Genomic DNA, 17,568 nt, shown 5'->3' with positions numbered 1-17,568 from the left:
CTGTCTGAAACATAGCCAAGAAAAGCCAGGTATGGTGACCGTACTAAAACTGACACAGGTAGGCGGGGCGAGTCGCCACAGACACTCCACTGGTCTACCGTAACTTCATTGAAGGGGCCGGCTCTCGCGGAATTGGCATCGCTTTCCCTGAGAAGGTGAATCTCGCGTGGGATGCCAACAACATGCGTCTGGCAATGGTCTGGCACGGAGCTTTTATCGATGCTTCGAGGCATTGGACAGGTCGTGGCCAAGGTTTCACAGGGCCATCCGGTGATGAGATATTGTCCATGCCCGATAGTCGCCCGGTCGCATATCTGACAACGCCCGATCAGGCATGGCCGGAAGGTCTGGCTCGCGAGAATGGTTTTCGCTTCCAGGGTTATTCGCTTCCCGCCGTTGCCAATGGTCAACCGGCCCTGACGGCTTTCCAGTTCACGGATGGTCGTCTGGATGTGATCGATCAGTTCTCCGCTTGGAAGTCCACTCCCAACGACGCCACGACAGATTTGCAGCGGACAATCCTGACTCGACCTTCCAAAGGATCCACCATCAGTTCGACGGACGGCACGCCGCAATTCCGTGTCCTGAAAGCCTCACGCATCGAGCAGGAGGAACCGCTCGCAGGAAGTTCATCCTCCAGTACAACGTGGCTGATTGACGGGGTCTGGTGGCTCACCATTGAACCACAGGCAGGTACACAGGGACTGCGCCCACAATTGCGAACGATGGGCAATTCCAAAGAACTTCTCTTGCCGCTTCATCCCGACAAAACCACCGGCTGGATGCTGAAGTACAACTGGTAGTCTGATCGCACGATTTTCCTTGTTTTGATCTCCATTCAGAGAGTTTCGCATATGCCTCGCACGATCTTCAACTTGCCTGCACGAACATGGTTGGCAGGCAAAATGGCTCTGCTTCTCCTCTTATGCAGCTTCTTCGTACCTTCGAGCATTCATGCAGCCGAAGAGTCCGAATACTACCAGTTGGAAGCGATTCCTCTTCCCAAAGACGTCACGCTGGAAATTGGCGCGCTGGAATTTCTTCCCCATGGCAAAATTGCTGTTTCGACACGCCGGGGAGAAATCTGGTTTGCCGATGGCGTTGAAGGTGCCGATGTCTCCAAAACCACCTGGAAGCGATTTGCCGAAGGGCTTCACGAAGTGCTGGGACTGGCCTGGAAAGACAATGCACTTTATGCCACGCAGCGCGGTGAACTCAGTCGCCTGCGCGATACCAACAACGATGGAGTCGCCGATCAATTCGAAACCGTCAACGATTCATGGCATATCAACGGCGACTATCACGAGTATGCCTTCGGTTCCAAGTTCGACAAAGAAGGAAACATCTGGGTCGTGCTCTGTTTAACGGGTTCTTTCAGCAGCGAAGTCAAGTTTCGCGGCTGGTGCCTGCGGATTGGCCCCGATGGTGTCGCCATTCCCACATGCTCAGGAATTCGTTCGCCTGGCGGAATTGGTTTTAACGCTCAGGGAGATGTCTTCTATACCGATAACCAGGGCCCGTGGAATGGAACCTGTGCACTCAAGCATCTTCCTCCCGGCAAGTTTGTGGGGCATCCCGGTGGAAACAAGTGGTACGAACAGGCACCTAACATGGGTGCCAAGCCACAAGAACCACAATCGGGAAGTCGCTTCATGACGGAAGCCGCCAAAATCCCTGAATACGAGCCCGCTGCAATCCTGTTTCCTTACCAGAAGATGGGGCAGTCCGCCTCTGGCATTGCCTGCGATACCACTCAAGGGAAGTTTGGCCCATTTCAAGAACAATTGTTTGTGGGCGATCAAACACATTCCACGGTCATGCGCTGCTTCCTGGAAAAGATCGACGGCCACTATCAGGGTGCCTGCTTCCCATTCCGCGCGGGGACGGGATCTGGCTCATTGGCTTTACAGTTTGGCCCGCTGGGTGATCTGTTCGTCGGTGGAACCAACCGTGGCTGGGGCTCACGCGGACCGAAGCCTTTTGCTTTGGATCGAATCCACTGGACAGGCAAGACACCTTTTGAAATTCTCAAAATGGAAGCACAGTCTGATGGTTTCCTCCTGACATTCACCAAGCCGGTCGATGCCAGTTCTGCCAGCAATCCCGAAAGCTATCAGATGACCAGCTATACCTACATTTATCAGGCATCGTATGGCAGCCCCGAAGTTGACCATGCCCAGCAGAAAATCGTGCGGGCGGAATTGAATGCTGATCGTACGAAGGTCAAACTCACCATTGAGAATTTACAGCCGGGATCAGTTCATGAACTGCATGCAGAAGGTGTGAAATCCGAGTCTGGAGAAAATCTGCTTCATAAAGAAGCTTACTACACATTGAATCGTGTACCAGGACAGTCGGCTGAAGCTGGTAAGTAGGTCACTACGACTGACAGCGTGGCCGATAAAGATGATTCTCCCTGATTTTGCTGAACAGATCGCTCTCTATGTTGCATCGCTGGCGGAACTGGCTGGGTAGAAAACTGCCGGCGATTGGATCTTGTTTCTTCGATTCTATCCTGTGGGAGTTTCCCGCCAGGTTGAACGAGGACGGCCTGTCAAGAGGCGAACGACCGGCTGCTCTCACCTTTGATGACGGGCCACATCCGGAGAGCACGCCTCAGATACTGAAGCTGCTTGCGCGGAAAAATCTCTTAGCGACGTTCTTTGTTTGCGGTGAACGTGCTGAGGCTCACCCCGAACTGGTCCATGCGATCATCGATCATGGCCACCAGCTTGGCAACCATTCCTACAGTCATCCCGATGCGTGGAAGCTTCCTTCCACGCAAATCATCGCAGACCTAGATCGATCGGCAGCCGTCATTGAGCAAATCAGCGGCCAGTCACTCTTGTGGTATCGGCCACCATACGGCCATTTTACAATGGCCACAATTCGCTGGGCCAGAAGATCCCGGCAACGGATCGTGATGTGGAACCATCTCCCTCCGGATTACGACAGCCGCCTGCCTCATGCCGAGATTATCCGTCTGGGACGAAGTGCGCTTCCTCAATATCCTTTGATCTGCCTGCACGACAATGCAGCGACCGCAGAGGCGGGGCGCTGCGATGCAGTCCTTGCTCCACTGATCGATGATTGGCTGGAGGCAGGGCTTCAATTCTGTCTGTTGCCACAGGAAGCTGCGTTTCGCCAATCCCTCAGTGCGCCGGAAATGACAGTCGAACCGGGTGGCGAGACCACATGATCACCAACAGTTATCGAAAGCAGCCGACAAGTGTCGGATCATCGCGCATGGTGCTGAGCAGTTTCTCTTGAACTCCGGGAGTACTGAGCAGTGAAAAGTAGTGGGGCTTGATCGACGGCGCTTTCCGAATGGCAGCACGCCATTCTTCCCCGTCGAACGGGTCTTCTCGCACCAGATCAAGAAATCCTGTTTCAGTCAACAACTTTCGAATTTCCTCTGTATGTTGGCCAATGATGGTCGACATCAGATAGGTCGCCAGGCCCACCTGTACGCCATGCAACCTGGGCCTTGGAGAAATCTCGTCGAGTGCATGCGAAATGAGATGTTCGCTGCCACTGGCAGGCCTGGATGTGCCGCTGATTTCCATGGAAATCCCACTGAGCATTAAAGCCGTCGCCAGCAGACGGATACCTTCAAGATCGTGAGTGGGTCTGGAAAGAAATTGCCGTACAGTCGCATCCGAGAGGAGCGCAGCCAGATCGTTCACAGGTTCACCCTGGGCATGAAACGCAGCCTTCCACTCGTCGATGGCAGTGAACTTGGCAATCAGGTCTCCAATCCCGGAAAGCCACAAAGAGCGTGGAGCTTCCAGACAGACCTGCGTATCGACAACGACTCCAAATGGCAGGCGGGCTCCTATGGATTTTCGATGCCCGTCAAGCGTCAGGCTGGCCTGAGGGCTGCAGAAACCATCGTTCGACAACGATGTCGGGACAGCGATGTAAGGTCGATTCGCCAGATGAGCCACAAATTTCGCGACATCCAGGGCTTTGCCGCCGCCGACACCCACCACTGCTTTGACATCAGCAGGAAGTCTCCCCAGAAGTCGCAATGCATTCTCGATGGTCGAATCCGCGACCTCTTCGCGATCACGAATTCTAACACCTTCAGCCTCTAACGATCTTTTGACCTCATCGAGAATCGAGGCTTGCATGCCTGTGCTGCTGAAGAGAGCGATCTCCCAGAATCTTTCTCTGGTCAAATAGATTCCCAACCGGCTCATGGCACCTGGCTTGATTCGCAGTAACGCCGGAAGCGAAATTGTGGGAACCAGCATCATCTCACCCCGGCCATCTGATGAATGTGACTATCGAGTTAATGATCGTTAGAAATCGGGAGAGTTCTGCTCAGGTGGCCCCAGAAAGCGGCCTCCATCGACTCGCAGAGTTTCACCGGTTACAAAATCGGTCCCCTCCAGCAGGTAGAGTACCGCATTGTTGACATCTGCCGGAGCCCCGATCTGTTCAAGAGCACCACTTTTCCGGATGGCATCGAGACTTTCTTCCGAGAGTCCCGGCGGTGGCAAGACTGTCCCCGGTGCAATCGCATTGACTGTAATCGAGGGAGCCAGTTCGACGGCTAAAGCCTTGGTGAACGCGGCCAGGCCACCCTTGGCTGCCAGATAAGGCAGGTAATCCCGATAAGGTCGATCCAGTGCCCAATCTGTAAAATGAATGATTTTCCCGCGCAGCGGATAGCCCGAAGGAGACTCGATCCAAGGTTGGGACAACATCTGCTTCGCCACTTCCGTCGCCGTGTAGTATGGTGCCCTCAAGTTCGAATCGAGCATGTCGTCAAAAGCGGATGGTTCCAGACTGGCAAACGGTGTTCGAGTATAAATACTCGTCAGATTCACCAGGATGTCGATCCGCCCGAATTGCTCAACAACCTGAGCCACAACCCGCCGGTTATCCTGCAATTGGCGGAGATCAGCCTGAATCGAACAGGTCCTGACACCGGCCTTTTCACAGGTCGCGAGAGCTTCACGGACCGCCTGTTCATTCTGATACCAGGTCATGACGATCTGTGAACCGCGTTCGGCAAGCAGTTTTGCCAGGTGTGCTCCCAGTCGGCGGCCACCCGTAATTAACACAACTCGATTTTGGAGATTCATACTTCACTTTCCAATCGCCACAAGCGGCAGGATCCGCCGAAGCGAGTCCTGCAATTGCAATTGCCCAAAAACCTACTTTTCGAGATAAGTCCATACCCCAGTATTCTTATCCCGTCGGCTACCTCCTGTCTCATCTGCCAGCAATTCCCGCCAATTCGCGGTTACTGATCTGGCCTTAGCCCATCAACAGGTGCATTCCTCATGTCTGTCCTCTCTTCAATGGCAAAAGTGCTGTTCGGACTGCGATTTGTACATCAAACACTGGGTGTTCTGATTTTCACTCTCGTCACACAGCTTCCCGCCCAGGAGTTGCGAGTCTATACAACTGTTCGCGATATTCGACTTGATTCTTCGGACAAAGCGCCCGTTGTGGCCCGCAGTCTGACGCTCTTTCATGCTGGCAAATCCTACGATTTCATCGAAGGGGCTCAGGAAGTCACCATCTACGAGCCCGCGAAGAAACATTTTGTCATTCTCGCTTTGTCGCGAAATCTGATGACGGAAGTCTCTCAGGACGAGATCCGCCATTTTCTTTCACTCGCTGAGACAGAAGCACAGAAAGTCATTCAATCGCTGGAAAAGCAGGAGTCGCCCACATCCCGAGCAGCGGCTGAATGCCTGACCTTTCAATTGAACCCTGATTTCGCCACAGAATTTGACGAAGGATCGCAGACTCTCAAGCTCAGTTCTAAGGGTGTGCAGTACCGTGTGAAGACCAGTTCTCATGCCGCCCCGGAACTGATGGAGACCTATTTGAAGTTCGCCGACTCCACCGCCCAGTTGAATTCGGTCCTCTATCCGAGAGCATTGCTTCCTGCTCCCAGGTTATTCGTGAACGAGCAGTTAAGAAGTCGATCGTTAATGCCCATGGTGGTCGAGCTGGAAATCACCGATGGTCAGCCGATTCATTGGCGTGCTGAACATGAGATTTCCTCTCGATTCGCTCGCCTGGATCGGGAGTACATCCATCACTGGGAATCAAAGATTAAAAATGGCTCGCTTCGCAATGTTCCATTCCGCCAGTTTCAGCAGGAACACCTGGCGCCAATCTCCACTTCGAAACGCTAACTAAGCCAGGTGAAAAACCACCCCAAGGGGAGTCTCTCAAGACCAACGTCGACTCATGACTTGATCATCCCCGATTCTGTCGAAAAAAAGACAGAGCCATCTCCAGCGATGATTGCCCGCTTGATGACGCTCATTTTGCTGTTGTAGGTGCAAATCCTCACATAAAATGAGAGCTTGGCTGGATTCTTCGTCACAATCGGTATCTTTATCAGCTTACGCACAAATGGGTCTTGCCAACTCCTCTCTGAGACACCGTCCCACCTTTCTCGCTTGATGAATAAATCTCTGTGGGGCATTCATTTACGCCATTTTCTCAGCAACTCAATCACCAATGGCGTTGTGCCGCAACATTTCGACATGTGCTTTTAGGACATTCACTCAGTCTTTACGAACAACATTTTGACCAAGAGTCAATGAGCCTGAGTTCGGGTAATCTTCAGGTAAAGGCGGCACGACGAAAGACATGAACTAACTTTTCGATGATGACCTGCGGGCATTGCCTCATCGGAAAGCTTGGATTCTATGGCTACGATCTCAATCGAATACTCAAATCCACTGGCAACACAGAAAGATCTTGCCTGGGGTGTCGAGTCGATCAACCGAACTTCGCCAGAAAGCGATCAAGTCGCTTCTTCTCTGCTTGAGGAAATGGCAGCCGCTACCGGTCTGCCTTCATTCGTCTGGATCCCGTGCCGTCGCTACTGGAAAAGTGAGACATCACTCCCCACCTGGTTGACACTCTCTCCAGCATTGGTCGACCGATTTCTTTATGCAAACGGTTCCACGCTGGTTGATCTGGGACCATCCATCCGGTTTCTTGGATTTCCAGTGACTCTACCGACAGGAGAAGTGGCCATACTCGGCTCCGTCGCGCGGGAAGGTGCAGCCAGTGCTCCAGCGGAATGGATCCTGGCAGCGACTGATGCGGGTTGGTCACAGGCCGAACTGACACAATTTGTCGATTCATTGCTGTGTATTCCACGCCCCACACTGGAGCGTCTCTGTGCATTGGCAGGTCGCCATTTCTCTTCGATGCGTACCGTTGATCGACTCGATGATGAACTTCAGCAACTCACTTCACAGATTGAATACACGTTCGAAGAAATCAGCCTGCTGCATAGTCTGACGCAACGATTACAACTCTCTCGATCACCTTTAGAACTGGCAAATCATTGCCTGGCACGCCTGCATTCTTTGATTCCTGCAGCGGGGAATGCCATCTGGATGCAGGTTGATCACGACCGGCATCATTTCTCGGTCGAGGGGCATCTTCCACTGGATGAGTTCCAACTGGCCAGACTGACATCCCGTTTTGAAGAGCATGACTGGTCGCGGCCACTGGTCAAGAATAATCTCGCCAAAACCTTGCTGGGTGCCGACTTTCCTGGTCTGCAAAACTTCATTCTGGTCCCGATTGGAGAAGCTCCTTTCCGTCGAGGATGGATTGTCAGTTGCAACCTCAGTGACGACAAAGAATATGGCTCGGTTGAAGCCAGTCTGCTGGGTTCAATTGGTACCATTCTCGGGACGCATCTCCGCAATATCGAACTTTATCGCGAGCATCAGTCTCTGGTGATCAGCTTCGTTCGTTCCCTGGTGCAGACTCTCGACGCCAAAGATCCTTACACTCGTGGCCACAGTGAGCGTGTCGCACTCATCGCCAGGCGACTTGGCCAGGAACTCAGGCTGCCCGCTGATGATCTCGAAGACATTTACATGTCGAGCATGCTGCATGACATCGGCAAGATTGGTGTCGATGACCGGATACTCCGTAAACCTGATCAATTGACCCCGGAAGAGTTCCGGGCCATTCAACAGCACCCGATGATTGGCTATCGCATTCTCAAACAACTCAAAAACCTGCAGCACATTCTTCCAGGGGTGCGCAGCCACCACGAAGCCTTCAATGGCAAAGGCTATCCGGATTGTCTTAAGGGAGAAGAAATTCCATTGATGGCCCGCATTATTGCCGTTGCCGATAGCTACGATGCAATGTGCAGTGACCGCCCTTATCGTAAAGGGATGCCCTTGGAACGTTTGGAAGAAATCTTCCGCAGAGGCTCTGGTCTCCAGTGGGATCCCAATGTGATCGATGCGTATTTTGCCGCCCGCGAAGACATTTCGGAGATTTGTCGAGCCTATTCGCCCACAGGTGCAGATCTACTGGCCGAGTTGCCCATCGAGACGATGGCACGCCGGTTTCTTTAACAGGGCCAACTCAGGAAGCCAGCCAGTGTGTGCTCGCAATCCTCATGGCCACTGACTGACCCATTTGATTTCTGGCAGAGACAGTGCCATCCTTCCATGAGAAAACTCCTGGTTCTGCAGCGGTTTTGTGCTGCCAGAGACCCTGGATATGGTTTTGCTCGATGGTATGGTTGCCTGTATGGCTGACTCAGTTCTGGTAAACGATCTCTCTGGTGTTGAACTCGCGAACATCCGCATCATGACGGGCTTGACTGCCGCATGGTTTGTGGCGTTGGGTGCCTCACTGGGAAGTTTTCTAAACGTTGTCGTCTATCGCCTCCCACTGGGAAAATCACTCTGGCGTTCCCCTTCGGCATGTCCTCACTGTGGAACTCGGATTCGCTCAGGTGATAACATCCCCGTTCTGGGATGGATCAAATTATTCGGCAAATGCCGATCTTGCCAATGGCCGATCCCCATTCGATATCCACTGGTGGAATTGGTCGTGGGGCTCCAGTTTCTCGTGGTGCTCTTCGCCACTGTCATCTCAGGTGGAAAATCTCTTCCCAACCGACCTCCAGATCATTACGCAGGTGTCGTCTGGACGGTCTGGTATGCAAAGTATCCAGATCTGCTCCAGATTTTCGGCTTTCATTGTCTGGGGTTGTACTTCCTTCTGGCCATTTGTCTCATGGGCTGGGATGGACGACGGATACCACAAAAATTTGTCTCCTTCTGTCTGGCGACGATGGGACTGTACGCCTTCATTTTCCCGGCTGTTTATCCCCAGGCCAATCTCATTTTGACATTCTCGGGTTTCAGTTGGGATGACCGTTTCTGGGCGTTAGGCACCGCTCTGGGCGGTTGGTTCGTGGGAGGTGCTCTCGGTGCGATTCAGGTCTCGGGGAGAATCTCCCAGACGATCCCTTGCCTGCATGCCGGCTGGATTTTTGCCATGGGGCTGGCTGGAGCAATCTTTGGCTGGAAGGCGGCGATCGCTCTCTCAATCGTACTGATTCCCTGTTGGTTACTGCTGGCTCTCTGGAGCCAACTGGTACATGCCAATAAAATTCACTGGATCTGGCTGACATTACCTGTCTTCTCAACCCTGTTGGCGATCAATTGGAGAGTGATTGACCACTGGATTTCCATGCTCGTGGCGGGGCACCTCTGGTGGGTGATATTGTCCGTACTTCTCATCAGCGGCATGATTGCCAGAATCCCTGTCCCCTCCCGAATTCAGCAATCTGTCACTAATGAACCTCCACCTGTCGACGCATCGATCAGTACGCCTTCAGAGCCGCTGACTCCTCCTCTTGAGTGAAGTTCACAACAGATGTTTTTACCTTTCACCAAGAATGAAACCTCGCGAACATTTCTAATCATTGCTCTAGCCTCTGTGGCCACACTCGTGCTGATGATTGCGATTGCGACCAGTCTGCCAAAGCCGTGGAGACTGCTGGGTCTCTATTGGCCAATTGTCGGTGGTACCAGTGTTCTCCTCTGTCGATGGTTTGAAATTGCTCTCGATCGTGCCTGGAGTTCCACGTCGTCGGCAACCGAGACCGCCCCTGATCCCACAAGGAAACCTCTCTCAAAACCACTTCTCATCCGTCAGTTGTTGAGGCCTGCTCTGCTCAGCATATTGACAGTGATCTTCGGGCTACTGGTGGATGCGTATAAGCAACCCGATGATCGACAGAGCCTGAACCCGTTTCGCGGCGCTCGACTGACTCAAGAGCAGCGAGCAGCACTGCCCGACGATATGTTGGACCTCTTTGAAGATCCCGGCTGGCAACGACGTACTCAAAGATTTTTTTTGCACTCTTTTCCTGAATATCTGATGATAAGATCAGGGTCGAAGAGTCAGCTGTCAGCCAGTCTGTTGTTTCTCTGGGAGATCATTGCAGCCGGTATACTGGGAGGTTTTGTCGCGAGATTCCATGAACAGCAACTGGCCTTCGAAGCCAGGCTCCGTCAAGAAGAAACTCAGCCGCAAGATTGAAGGTGATCACATTGCAATCTTCTCTCTTGAGTCAACTGATTGCCTGGTGAACTTTGCAGGCATGAGACCACGCACACTTAAGGCTGTGAAGACATGCCGTAGGATTGTCTGAAGCTTTGTCATGTCCCGTCTGGTCAGTTCCAGCAATTCCATCGTTCAAATAGTAGATCGAGACCACACGTGATTGTCGGAATGGGAACAAGCCTGTGTGAGACGATTCGGATTGGTCGCCTGATTGAGCGGCATGGAGAGCGTTTTCTCAATCGTATTTACACCCCGGCCGAAATCATTGCCTGCCGTGAGCGAACCGAGTATCTGCAGCAATTCACCATGTACTGGGCAATCAAAGATGCGACTGTCCGGGCCATTGGGCCTTATGCGGGACCCGGTTTGAGTTGGCGGGAGGTACTGGTTCAGGAAGATGGGAATTATCGATTTGAAATCGTTCTTCGCGGTGAATTGGCTCTGGTGGCCGACCGCATGAAGATCGGCAAGATTATGGTTTCAGCCGCTCATTGCCGCACCATGGCCACGGCGAATGTTATTGCTCTTCATGAGTCTTTGCCAGCTCTCTAACGAACTGACGAAACTGCTCGCCTCGATCACGGAAATTGACAAACCAGTCGTAACTGGCACAACCTGGCGAAAGCAGTATGACCTCTCCTGGCTGCGAGTTTTCCCAGGCTTTGTTGAACGCATCATGGGGGCTACTCGCAAAGATCACTTCCGGCCCGCCTTCTGGCTGCCTGTGTTGTTCAATCTGTTCATGGATAGCAGGAGCAGTTTGCCCCATTAGAACCACCACCCGACATGCTTGTGAAATCACTTTTGACATCGAAGAGAGATCGACACCTTTGTCATAACCTCCTGCGAGCAAGATCACTGGCTGGGTAAAAGCCTGCAGACCGAGAATCGCCGATTCCGGAGTCGTCGCCAGCGAGTCATTATAGAATTCACGCCCGGCACATGCTCCCACAAACTCCAGTCGATGGGGAAGTGCCTGATAACTTCGAAGTGCTGTTTCAATAACATCGATGGGGAGATCCAGCACCGATGCTGCTGCCATTGCGGCCATGGCATTCTGCAGGTTATGTTCGCCCTTGACCTGTAGCCAACTCGAAACCGGTAAGCGGATTTCTGTATGAGGCAAACGCAGAATCTGTGAAGTCGAATGACCTTCCTGTTTTGATTCTGAGAAAACACCAGACTTCGTCGTGATATCAGAGGATGACGAACCTGTCTGAAATCCCAGCCGCAGGGCTGGCCCGGGCCATTGACAGACATCTGGATCATCAAGATTAATCACTGCGACATCGCTTTCATTCTGCCAGCGTAACATCGTCTGCTTGGCAGATCGGTAATCATCGAGAGTGTCATGCCAGTCGAGATGATTGGCTGAAAAGTTAGTCACGAGAGCGATATTCGGACTCCACTCGATCTGATTCAGCCAGTACAACTGAAAGCTGCTCAGTTCCATCACCACGAAATCATCGCTGGTTATGGCGGGGAGTTGATCGAGCAGACTGACACCAATATTCCCACCCAGCCACGCTCGCCGAAGTCCGGGCGATCCACTGGCCAATTCGCAGATACGATGCAGCATGGCCGTGGTGGTCGACTTTCCATTACTTCCAGTCACAGCCGCGACGGGTGCCGGGCACCGCTCGAGAAAGAGTTGCACCTCCGTAGTAATGGGAATACCACGACTTCGTGCCAGTTTCAGCAATCGATGATCTGGTCGAACGGCTGGGTTAGCGACAATCAGATCCGCATGGCTGAAGTCATCGTCATCATGCCCACCCAGCACAAACCGATGAATCGGTATCTGGGCGAGTTCGGCAAGGCTGGTTGCCAGCTTGCCTGCGGGCTTCTCATCAGTGACAGTAACGATGGCCCCTTGTGCCGCCAGAAACTTGACAGCCTCGACAGCACCGCCAAGAGTCCCTAAACCCAGGACAGTCACATGACGACCTGCGAGGGAAATGGCAGATCGTCTGGAAAATGCTCGCTTCTGAAATTGAGGCAGATTTTGTGACATGCCGGAAGTGTCGAAAGAAACCACGACAGTTTCAACACTTCGCGAGTTTGAGTCTCAGCGCTATCGAAGGATCAGCGGGCGAATACACTCGTTCAAGAGGCGTTACAAGTGCCGATGTACCCCGAGTGAGCAGGCTCTGCCTTTGCACACTCACGAAGTCTGACATGTCTATGACGTCGATCAGTTCTTGCTGTCCAAAAGCTTTGAGGACATCTCCTCTCAACCCGAGCTGAATGGCCCTTCTTTCGAGTTTTTCACCTGTGGGATGATGATCCGGATCCCACTGAATCCGCACGGAAGACTTGCTCACCGCATGTGACCATTCGTCCTCAGTGGAAAATTCTGTTGGATCCCAGGATGACGGGACAGCTTCGGCCAGCAGGGCGTCAAAAAACTGCCTGCGGATTCTCAAAGCCAGTGTGATCTCCTGATTCGCTTTTGTTCCCCACCCCGAGCGATACATCATCCACAGGAAGTTTGGCTTGATCCAACTCATTCGGGAATAACTGAAGCCACCACCAAAAGTTCGATGCATGGCTGTATAATGACCAATCACTGGCTGGTAAGCCTGGTAAACAATGATCGTATCCTGATCAAACTGTGCCAGAATATGACGCCCCTCGCGAGGCCACCGTTCTGCCTGCTCAGCATAAAGCTCCGTCTTCAGTCCCATACAACTTCCCATATTTGATCAAGACGAGTGATCGATGGGTATCGCCAACCAATTAACTCGTCACTCACCAGTCCCTGTCCCTTCCACAATGTTCCTGGCGTAGTTTTCATACACACCCCAGAACTGTTTTGCCATCTTGTCAGGGAAGACATGGAACTGGCCCTGAGACAGTGCTTCGACGATCCCTTCGGAAACGACTGCGGGTGGATCGGCGATTTCGAGTAACCCGACGGCTGCCGCCATATCGGTCGCAATGGGCCCCGGATGGACGCTGACTACGAATGTCCCCTGCGCGCTCAAGCCATCGCGAATCGCCTGAGTCACCGAATAGGCAGCGGCTTTAGAAGCACTATAGGTGGCGAAGTCTCCAAACGACTTGATCGACACGACCGAATTGAGTTGCACGAACGCTCCCCCACCATTTGCCTTGAGAACTGGTGCAAAAGCCCTGGCCATGGCAATGACGCCATACAGGTTGACTTTCAATTCTTCATCCAGCGATTCATACACCTGCTCACTGAAAATCGATGTTGTTCGGGCAATTCCTGCGTTGTTCACGACCAACTCGACATCCTGGGCCTCAGCCGCTGCCTGGTCAATCGTCGTTCGATCTGCCAGATCAATCACGATCGGCACCACTTTCCCATGTCCCAACTCGACCAGTTCCTTGGCCTTGGATAACTCTCTCACACCGGCATAGACCTTTTTCGCCCCATGGGCCAGAAACGTCTCCACAATCGATTTTCCAATTCCGCGATTGGCACCAGTCACCAGCACAACTCGATCTGCAACTTGAAAAGACATATTCATCGCACCTGATTCTTAATTGGGGGAAACAGACATGACCTGCCGCTGAGTACCCACATAACGCCAGCGATCTTACAGATGAGCCGACCAATCTTTGGCGAATCCCGGGCACAAAGAGAAAACGCATGCACTATTGTTGATGTCTTTTCGGTAAACTGAAATGCAAAAGAGGATCGCGGTTTTTCAAGAGGTTTTGTGCATGCGATGGGCGACATTCGAGTGGTGGAGACGATCGCGCGGGCAGAGGGGATTGGGACTATGCTCACTTCTCATCTGGCTGGTTTCCTGTGGGGTGTTGATCAGTCCCACTTCTTCAGAGGCTCAACAACCAGCGAGGCCACAGCGTCCGAATATCATGGTGCTGCTCGCAGATGATGCCGGGTGGGGTGATTACTCTTCCAGCGGCAATCCTTATGTGAAAACTCCTCATATTGACTCCATTGCTCAACAGGGAGTCTCTTTGTCGAATTTTTACGTCTGTCCGGTCTGTTCACCAACTCGTGCCGAGTTTCTCACAGGTCGATATGCACTGCGCACGGGGGTTCGTGGCGTCTCTTTGGGTGAGGAACGCCTCAACCTCGATGAGCAGACAATTGCCGAACACTTCCGGAAAGCGGGTTATCGAACCGGGATCTTTGGCAAATGGCACAACGGTTCACAAGGCCCCTACCACCCTTTGGCTCGAGGATTCGACGTCCAGTTGGGATACACCGCAGGCCATTGGAGCGAATACATCGATGCTCCGCTCGAGTCGCAGGGCCAACCTGTCACTTCCAATGGCTACATTGTCGATACCTGCATGCAGGCGGCCATCGATTTTATCTCCAGCAGCCAGCCACCCTTCTTCTGCTATGTACCCCTCACGACACCTCATTCACCCTGGTGCGTCCCCCAAACTTACTGGAATCGCTGGAAAGATCGCGATGTCGGTGTCCATGGCAAAGAGGCCGACGCTGTCCGATGCGTCTACGCCATGATCGAACAGCAGGATGATGCTGTCGGCCGGTTACTCGCACACCTCGACTCGCTCCGCCTTTCCTCGAACACGATTGTCCTCTATTTCTCTGATAACGGGCCCAACACCGTGCGCTGGAATGGTGAAATGCGAGGCCGCAAAGGGACTGTTGATGAAGGTGGAGTTCGATCCGTCGGATATCTGCGGTGGCCGGGGCATATCCCTCCGGGTTCGACACAATCGGGACTCATGGGAGCGATTGATCTGCTCCCCACATTAGCGGGTCTGGCAAACATCCCGCTCGATTCCGCCAAGCCAATCGATGGGATCGATATCTCGACCGCACTGCTGAAAAACATTCCCGTTGAGCGTCAACAGCCTCTGCTCTCCCACTGGGCTGGCAAGTTCAGCCTGCGGTCCCCCACTCATCGGCTCGATTTCCAGGGGCGCTTGTATGACATGCAGCATGATCGCAGTCAGAATTTCGACCTCAGCACCACTCATCCTGAAATTGCCAGCGTCATGAGGCAGCAACTCGCACGCCTGCAGACTGAGTTATCGCAGCCTCCCGCAACCAGCCAACAGTCCGCGCAACTCGATACGGCGGACATACTCAAGTCCCCCTGGTTATTGCCTGTTCACAAAGAGTTTCTCGCCCATCCACCGCAAGATTCCCGACTCTATCCTGTGGGATACGTTTCACTGCCATACACCTGGCTCCCTGCCCGCGATGGCCAGCCTCTGGGAAAGATTCAGAGAAGTTCGAATGCTCCCAACAGCTCGTATTTTACGAACTGGAATGATGACCAGAGTGCCGTCATCTGGCCGGTGGAAGTCCTCACGAGTGGGACTTATCGCATTGAACTGGAATCGACATCACCAGCAACCGCAATAGGCTCTGAATTGGAAATCAGTTTTCAGGACAGCAAACTCTCTGTGCCGATTTCAGAGGCTCATGATCCACCGACGGACACCCGGCAGGACACTATTCCTCGCCCCAAAGCCGAGACACTCTCGAAGCCATTTCGACGCTGGCAGGCCGGGTCGATTCAACTTCCGTCTGGCCCGGGTCTACTCACGATTCGTGCGACTCAGCTCAAGGGCTCCTCGATCATCGACCTGAAATCCATCAACCTGATTCTGGAGGAGCAGCGACCGTGAACAACCATGTTTCTCTCTCAAGTTTCACACGATGGTTTCTTGATCGATCGCGATGGACCCCACTGCTGATTGTCTGGTTAATCCACTCGACAATCGTCATTGCTGAGGAGGAGCCACGGCAATCCCTACCCAGACGCCCCAATGTCCTGATGATCGCGATTGACGACCAGAATGACTGGATCGAACCACTGGGAGGACATCCCCTGGTCAAGACACCGCAACTTAAATCACTTGCTGAACGAGGCACGGTGTTTTTGAATGCTCATTGCCAGGCCCCGCTGTGCAATCCATCGCGAACGAGTCTTCTCTTGGGCTTGCGGAGTACGACCACGGGGATCTATGGGCTATCTCCCTGGTTTCGAGATGTCCCGGCGCTCTCGGGACGACTGACGTTGCCGCAGGCTTTTCACAAGGCCGGCTACACCACTCTCACCACCGGAAAAATCTTTCATGGAGGTGGCGGTAAGCCCAAAGATCGCCTGAAAGAGTTCGACGAATGGGGCCCTGCAGGAGGTGTGGGAAAACGTCCTGAAAAGCGGCTCATCCAGCCACCGCCTCATTCTAATCCACTGGTCGATTGGGGTGCCTTTCCTCATCTCGACAGTGAGAAAGGCGATACTCAGATCACCGATTGGGCCATTGAGAAACTCAAACAGCGGCAAGCTCAACAGTCGTCATCAACAGGGGAAACAAAACCTTTTCTGATGTGTGTGGGGTACTTCCTGCCGCATGTTCCCTGCTACGTCACACCCGAATGGCTGGCGATGTATCCTGATGACGATTCGATTTTACCAATGATCAAGGAAGATGATCGAAAGGATACCCCCCGCTTTTCGTGGTATCTGCATTGGCGGCTTCCCGAACCACGACTCAATTGGCTGCAGCAGCATGGGCACTGGAGATCTTTGGTACGTTCCTACCTGGCGTCGACATCTTATGTCGATGCCCAGATCGGGCGACTGTTGGCCGCGCTGGAAGCCACTGGCGAGGCGAACAACACGTTGATTGTTCTCTGGTCGGACCATGGCTGGCATCTGGGTGAGAAAGGGATCACGGGTAAGAACACGCTCTGGGAACGCTCCACCCGTGTGCCTCTCCTCTTTGCTGGCCCGGGAGTTCTCGCAGGTGGAAAATGTGTCGAACCTGTCGAACTGCTTGATATCTACCCCACTCTGGCACAGCTTTGCCAGCTTGAGGCCCCGACTGATCTGGAAGGAGTCTCACTGGTTCCGCAATTGACAAACCCACTCGCTGTTCGACAGCGACCGGCAATCACTTCCCACAATCAAGGCAACCATGCGATCCGCACGCGAGATCATCGCTACATTCGTTATGCCGATGGCTCGGAAGAATTGTACGATCACCTCGTCGATCCTCATGAACTCAAGAATCTTGCCGATGATCCTGCACATTCAGGCCTCAAGAAACAGCTCAATGCATGGCTCCCATCGATCGATCAACCACCTGTGACGGGAAGTAAAGACCGCGTTCTCACCTTTGACCGGGCGACGAACCGCGCGATCTGGGAAGGCGAGATCATTGAGCGTTCGTCACCCATCCCCGAGTAGTTTGCCTTCTGAT

15 protein-coding genes are annotated in these 17,568 nt (G+C 53.1%); 10 read left to right on the top strand and 5 right to left on the bottom strand.

From position 1 onward, the window contains the following. The first annotated feature begins 287 nt into the window (after nt 1–287). The 3 genes from A6X21_RS24405 (at nt 288) to A6X21_RS16540 (ending at nt 3,199) form a co-directional block, all read left to right on the top strand. Entirely contained in the window at nt 288–803 is a 516-nt protein-coding gene (locus tag A6X21_RS24405) for a hypothetical protein (RefSeq protein ID WP_131818392.1), read from the top strand. Nucleotides 804–854: 51 nt separating this feature from the next. After that, on the top strand, nt 855–2,375 hold the full coding sequence (locus tag A6X21_RS16545) for a DUF7133 domain-containing protein (RefSeq protein ID WP_068849906.1): 1,521 nt from the start codon (nt 855–857) through the stop codon (nt 2,373–2,375). A gap of 68 nt (nt 2,376–2,443) precedes the next feature. Beyond that, nucleotides 2,444–3,199, top strand: coding sequence for a polysaccharide deacetylase family protein (locus A6X21_RS16540; RefSeq protein WP_068849903.1), 756 nt, complete (start codon nt 2,444–2,446; stop codon nt 3,197–3,199). A 10-nt stretch (nt 3,200–3,209) separates the two neighbouring features. Here the strand turns inward: A6X21_RS16540 and A6X21_RS16535 are convergent, their stop codons facing one another. Both A6X21_RS16535 and A6X21_RS16530 read right to left on the bottom strand, forming a co-directional pair. Further along, nucleotides 3,210–4,256 (bottom strand): iron-containing alcohol dehydrogenase family protein, encoded by a 1,047-nt coding sequence (locus A6X21_RS16535; RefSeq protein WP_083233676.1) that lies wholly within the window; start codon nt 4,254–4,256, stop codon nt 3,210–3,212. Between the two features lie 48 nt (nt 4,257–4,304). Continuing rightward, complete coding sequence (locus tag A6X21_RS16530) at nt 4,305–5,093, bottom strand: SDR family NAD(P)-dependent oxidoreductase (RefSeq protein WP_068849898.1); 789 nt, start codon at nt 5,091–5,093, stop codon at nt 4,305–4,307. Between the two features lie 201 nt (nt 5,094–5,294). Here A6X21_RS16530 and A6X21_RS16525 point away from each other — a divergent pair, with 201 nt between their 5' ends. The 5 genes from A6X21_RS16525 (at nt 5,295) to A6X21_RS16500 (ending at nt 10,929) form a co-directional block, all read left to right on the top strand. Continuing rightward, nucleotides 5,295–6,161 (top strand): hypothetical protein, encoded by an 867-nt coding sequence (locus tag A6X21_RS16525; protein WP_068849895.1) that lies wholly within the window; start codon nt 5,295–5,297, stop codon nt 6,159–6,161. A gap of 522 nt (nt 6,162–6,683) precedes the next feature. Beyond that, a complete protein-coding gene (locus A6X21_RS16515; protein ID WP_068849889.1) occupies nt 6,684–8,369 on the top strand; it encodes an HD-GYP domain-containing protein in 1,686 nt (561 codons plus the stop codon). 178 nt (nt 8,370–8,547) lie between these two features. Further along, nucleotides 8,548–9,672, top strand: coding sequence for an A24 family peptidase (locus A6X21_RS16510; protein WP_205847481.1), 1,125 nt, complete (start codon nt 8,548–8,550; stop codon nt 9,670–9,672). A gap of 12 nt (nt 9,673–9,684) precedes the next feature. After that, complete coding sequence (locus A6X21_RS16505) at nt 9,685–10,353, top strand: hypothetical protein (RefSeq protein ID WP_068849883.1); 669 nt, start codon at nt 9,685–9,687, stop codon at nt 10,351–10,353. A 192-nt stretch (nt 10,354–10,545) separates the two neighbouring features. Beyond that, nucleotides 10,546–10,929: a holo-ACP synthase gene (locus A6X21_RS16500; protein ID WP_068849880.1), complete on the top strand. Its 384-nt coding sequence runs from the start codon at nt 10,546–10,548 to the stop codon at nt 10,927–10,929. Here the strand turns inward: A6X21_RS16500 and murD are convergent. From murD to A6X21_RS16485, 3 genes are read right to left on the bottom strand one after another with little or no spacing between them, the layout of a single operon-like run. Continuing rightward, nucleotides 10,895–12,415 (bottom strand): UDP-N-acetylmuramoyl-L-alanine--D-glutamate ligase, encoded by a 1,521-nt coding sequence (gene murD / locus A6X21_RS16495; protein ID WP_131818391.1) that lies wholly within the window; start codon nt 12,413–12,415, stop codon nt 10,895–10,897. The two genes, A6X21_RS16500 and murD, sit on opposite strands and share 35 nt — an antisense overlap. A gap of 7 nt (nt 12,416–12,422) precedes the next feature. Further along, the gene (locus A6X21_RS16490) at nt 12,423–13,064 is read right to left on the bottom strand and encodes a DUF4291 domain-containing protein (RefSeq protein WP_068849870.1); all 642 of its coding nucleotides are present in this window, start codon (nt 13,062–13,064) and stop codon (nt 12,423–12,425) included. A 60-nt stretch (nt 13,065–13,124) separates the two neighbouring features. Continuing rightward, nucleotides 13,125–13,868: an SDR family oxidoreductase gene (locus tag A6X21_RS16485; protein WP_068849868.1), complete on the bottom strand. Its 744-nt coding sequence runs from the start codon at nt 13,866–13,868 to the stop codon at nt 13,125–13,127. A 202-nt stretch (nt 13,869–14,070) separates the two neighbouring features. Here A6X21_RS16485 and A6X21_RS16480 point away from each other — a divergent pair, with 202 nt between their 5' ends. Together A6X21_RS16480 and A6X21_RS16475 are read left to right on the top strand one after the other, a co-directional pair. After that, the gene (locus A6X21_RS16480; RefSeq protein WP_068849865.1) at nt 14,071–15,987 is read left to right on the top strand and encodes a sulfatase-like hydrolase/transferase; all 1,917 of its coding nucleotides are present in this window, start codon (nt 14,071–14,073) and stop codon (nt 15,985–15,987) included. Beyond that, the gene (locus tag A6X21_RS16475; RefSeq protein ID WP_083233674.1) at nt 15,984–17,555 is read left to right on the top strand and encodes a sulfatase; all 1,572 of its coding nucleotides are present in this window, start codon (nt 15,984–15,986) and stop codon (nt 17,553–17,555) included. Before A6X21_RS16480 ends, A6X21_RS16475 begins: the two co-directional genes overlap by 4 nt. Nucleotides 17,556–17,568 lie beyond the last annotated feature (13 nt).

Source organism: Planctopirus hydrillae (assembly GCF_001707835.1).
Lineage (GTDB): Bacteria > Planctomycetota > Planctomycetia > Planctomycetales > Planctomycetaceae > Planctopirus > Planctopirus hydrillae.
This window is presented reverse-complemented; position numbering and strand designations above follow the sequence as displayed.